3 protein-coding genes are annotated in these 2,718 nt (G+C 67.5%); 1 reads left to right on the forward strand and 2 read right to left on the reverse strand.

What is annotated here, in order from left to right:
* On the reverse strand, positions 1 to 436 hold a 436-nt coding region (locus tag ACDELDRAFT_RS21065), incomplete at its 3' end, for an EamA family transporter (RefSeq protein ID WP_005800190.1).
* Between the two features lie 57 nt (positions 437 to 493).
* Entirely contained in the window at positions 494 to 1,798 is a 1,305-nt protein-coding gene (gene lplT / locus ACDELDRAFT_RS21070; RefSeq protein ID WP_005800191.1) for a lysophospholipid transporter LplT, read from the reverse strand.
* Positions 1,799 to 1,933: 135 nt separating this feature from the next.
* On the opposite strand from lplT, the gene alr reads away from it, so the two are divergent.
* On the forward strand, positions 1,934 to 2,718 hold a 785-nt coding region (alr, locus tag ACDELDRAFT_RS21075; RefSeq protein WP_040330335.1), incomplete at its 3' end, for an alanine racemase.

The following is a 2,718-nucleotide window of genomic DNA, read 5'->3' on the forward strand; positions in this document are numbered from 1 at the left end:
CGCCAGCCGGGCCCACGAGGCGTCGGCCGGCACCAGGCACCAGCGCCACGCCCCCGAAGGCCAGCAGCAGCCGCACCAGTGCCATGCCTGTGGGGCGGTCGCCCAGCACCTTCCAGGCCAGCAGCACCGACCAGGCGGGCATCAGGTAGAACAGCAGCACCACGCGCACCACGTCCCCCACCGTCACGGCCCAGTTGAAGGCCACGTTGGTCAGGCCCGAACTCAGCGCCAGCAGCCACAGGGCCGGGTGCTGCAGGGCGGTGCGCAGCGCCTGCGGCCGGGCCACCAGCAGGCAGGCCAGCGCCAGGGCATACATCAGCGCCGTGGCCCACAGGGGGTGCAGCCCAGCGGCGTGCAATTGCCGGAAGGGCCACCACGAAACGCCCCACACGAAGGCGTTGAAGACCAGGGCCAGTACGGGAAGCAGATGGGGCATCAAATGGGCGTGTTGCGCTTGTTCAGCAAGCGCTCGAAGCTATCACAAAGATAGCGTTCAGTGGTGCGTGTCCTGCCGCGCGATGTGCAGCAGGTGGCCTACTTCCTCGCTGTGGTTGCGGCAGTTGCTGGCGTGCCAGCGCTGGATGACCAGCATGATGCCGGCCACCACCACGCCAAACACGATGATGGCGCCGAAGACCGACAGCCCCAGCTTGAGCGACAGGCTGTAGAAGGCACCCAGCCCCAGGATGCAGGCCTGCTCGTTGAAGTTCTGCACCGCAATCGACCGGCCCGCGCCCATGAGGTTGTGGCCGCGGTGCTGCAGCAGGGCATTCATGGGCACCACCAGAAAGCCGCCCAGGCCGCCCAGCAGGATCAGAAACGGAATGGCGAGCCAGATGTCGCGGATGAACACCATCAGCACCAGCAGCAGGCCCATGGTGATGCCCAGCGGAATCACGCGGGTCGCCATGTCCAGGCGCATGCGCACCGATGCGGCCACCGCGCCCACGGCGGTGCCGATGGCCACCACGCCCGTCAGGGCCGATGCCTGCGTGGTGTTGTAGCCCAGGGCCACGGCCGCCCAGGCCAGCACGATGAACTTGAGGTTGCCGCCCGCACCCCAGAAGAGGGTGGTGGTGGCCAGCGAGATCTGGCCCAGCCGGTCGCGCCACAGGCGGCTGTTGCAGGCCCAGAAGTCGGGCAGCAGCGCCAGCGTGTTGGACACGATGCTGCGCTGCGGGTCCTGGCGCAGCGGGCGCATCTCCACGCCGGTGTGGGGGATGCGCGTGTTGAACCAGGCGGCCAGTGCATACACCACGATGAGCGCGGCGATGGCCGATTCGGCGGCGGTGTCGACGCCGGTATCGATCATGGGAATGTCAATGGACAGCAGCGCCGCCGACAGATGCTGCCCCACGAGCTGACCGCCCAGCAGCACGCCGAGGATGATGGAGGCAATGGTCAGTCCCTCGATCCAGCCGTTGGCCTTGACGAGCTGGGACGCGGGCAGCAGTTCGGTGAGGATGCCGTACTTGGCGGGCGAATAGGCCGCCGCGCCCAGGCCCACCACGGCGTAGGCAATCAGGGGGTGCGAGCCGAACAGCATCATCAGGCAGCCCACGATCTTGATGGCATTGCTGACGAACATCACCTTGCCCTTGGGCAAGGCATCGGCGAACGCGCCCACGAAAGGCGCCAGCACCACGTAGAACAGGGCAAACATGGGCACCAGGGCCGCGCGTTGCCACTCGGGGGCACCGCTGGTGCGGAGCAATTCCACGGCTGCCACGAAGAGTGCGTTGTCGGCGAGCGAGCTGAAAAACTGCGCCGACATGATGGTGTAGAAACCGCGCTTCATCGAATGGCTGGAAGGGTATCAGTGTGGCTGATGCCCGGTTAAATAGTGAGGCCGCGTACAGGTGACTGGCGGTTATATCACGCGCTCGGGGCGCCGCAGTGCCAGAATCCCATGCTCGTTTCTCCGTACATTCCCATGCCGCGCCCCATTCACGCCACCATCCATGCCTCTGCCCTGCACCACAACCTGGAGCGTGTGCGTCAGGCGGTGCCCGACGCCAAAACCTGGGCGGTGGTCAAGGCGAATGCCTACGGGCACGGCATCGAGCGGGTCTTCGAGGGGCTGCGTGCCGCCGACGGCTTTGCCCTGCTGGACCTGGACGAGGCCGAGCGCGTGCGCCACCTGGGCTGGCGCGGCCCCATCCTGCTACTGGAGGGCGTGTTCGAGCCGCGCGACCTGGAGCTGTGCTCGCGCCTCGGTCTGTGGCATGCCGTGCACTGCGACGAGCAGATCGACATGCTGGCGGCCCACAAGACCCAGGTGCCCCACCGCGTGTTCCTCAAGCTGAACTCGGGCATGAACCGCCTGGGGTTCACACCGCAGCGCTATCGCAGCGCCTGGGCGCGCCTGAATGCGCTGCCGCAGGTGGACGAGATCTCGTTCATGACCCATTTCAGCGATGCCGACGGGCCGCGCGGCATCGCCCACCAGGTGCAGACCTTCAACGCCGCCACGCAAGACCTGCCGGGCGAGCGCAGCATCTGCAATAGCGCCGCCACGCTGCGCCATGCCGGCGATGCCCAGGTGCGGGGCGACTGGGTGCGCGCCGGCATCGTGCTGTACGGCAGCGCGCCGGACCACCCCGAGCACACGGCGGCGCAGTGGGATCTGCAGCCGTCCATGACGCTGGCCACGCGCATCATCGGCACGCAGCAGCTGCAGGCGGGCGACACCGTGGGCTATGGCTCGCGCTTCACGGC

This window comes from Acidovorax delafieldii 2AN (assembly GCF_000175235.1).
GTDB lineage: Bacteria > Pseudomonadota > Gammaproteobacteria > Burkholderiales > Burkholderiaceae_C > Acidovorax > Acidovorax delafieldii_B.

Excerpts from the sequence above, each read along its gene's own strand:
- lplT (WP_005800191.1), bottom strand. The coding sequence starts at position 1,798 with ATGAAGCGCGGTTTCTACACCATCATGTCGGCGCAGTTTTTCAGCTCG.